General features: G+C 62.2%; 3 protein-coding genes. All 3 read left to right on the top strand.

Annotated elements, in window-relative coordinates; translation table 11 throughout:
• A partial coding sequence (locus EN884_RS36500; RefSeq protein WP_128361155.1) for a DUF2062 domain-containing protein occupies positions 1-295 on the top strand: 295 nt, incomplete at its 5' end.
• Entirely contained in the window at positions 292-705 is a 414-nt protein-coding gene (gene acpS, locus EN884_RS36495; RefSeq protein WP_013532586.1) for a holo-ACP synthase, read from the top strand. The genes EN884_RS36500 and acpS, both read left to right, overlap by 4 nt.
• 78 nt (positions 706-783) lie before the next feature.
• The coding region (lepB, locus tag EN884_RS36490; RefSeq protein ID WP_128361154.1) for a signal peptidase I at positions 784-1,182 on the top strand (399 nt) is incomplete at its 3' end.

Genomic DNA, 1,182 nt, shown 5'->3' with positions numbered 1-1,182 from the left:
GTGGGAAACGGGCAAGCTCATCCTGCATGACCGGTTGCCGACACATGGGCCGCCGGCGCATCTGGGCGAGATGTTGCACAACCTCTCCTTCGCGCAATTGTGGAAACCGGTCCTTGAACCGATGCTGATCGGTGCGGTTCCGCTCGGCTTGATCTTCGGGCTGCTGTTCTACGCCATCACGCGCTGGGGCATGAACGCTTTCCGCGAACAGCGGCGCAAACGCCTGGCCGAGCGCGCAAGCCGGCATGCGCAATCGTCCCATCCCGGCGCAAGCATCGGTTCCACTGCGCGATGATCATCGGCATCGGCAGCGACCTGATCGACATCAGACGCATCGAGAAATCGCTGGAGCGTCACGGCCAGCGCTTCGTCCAGAGAATCTACACCGACATCGAACAGGCGCGTTCGGACAATCGACGCGCCCGCGCGGCCTCCTATGCCAAGCGTTTCGCCGCCAAGGAGGCCTGCGCCAAGGCGCTGGGCACCGGACTGGCGCAGGGCGTGTTCTGGCGCGACATGGGTGTCGTCAACCTGCCCAGTGGCGCGCCGACCATGGCGTTGACGGGAGGAGCGCAGGCCAGGCTGGCCAAAATCCTGCCAAAGGGCTATCGGGCGGCAATCCACCTCACCATCACGGATGATTTCCCGCTCGCTCAAGCCTTTGTGATCATCGAGGCGCTGCCCGTCGAAGAAGCGCCACATTGATTGCCTCTGACGACCGGCATTGACGTTGCCCAGCGCGCGCCGAGACTCTATACCATCCAACGCACAATCGAGGACGACATGAGCGTGGCTGAAAAATCCGAGAAGAAATCCGGCGGGCTTGGCGAGACCGTCAGCGTCATCGTCCAGGCGCTTTTGCTCGCCCTGGTCATCCGCACGCTGCTGTTCCAGCCTTTTTCGATCCCGTCGGGATCGATGCGGCCGACGCTTTTGGAAGGCGACTATCTGTTCGTCACCAAATGGTCCTATGGCTATTCGCGCTATTCGCTGCCTTTCGGACCCGATATTTTTTCGGGCCGCATCTGGGGCTCCGAGCCGAAGCGCGGCGACGTGGCGGTTTTCAAATTCCCGCCTGATCCGTCCGTCGACTACATCAAGCGCGTTGTCGGCCTGCCGGGTGACAAGATCCAGGTCAAGGACGGCCAGCTTTTCATCAACGGTGTCGGCGTGCCGCGCGTG

The organism is Mesorhizobium sp. M7A.F.Ca.AU.001.01.1.1 (assembly GCF_004022735.1).
Taxonomy (GTDB): domain Bacteria; phylum Pseudomonadota; class Alphaproteobacteria; order Rhizobiales; family Rhizobiaceae; genus Mesorhizobium; species Mesorhizobium ciceri.
This window is presented reverse-complemented; position numbering and strand designations above follow the sequence as displayed.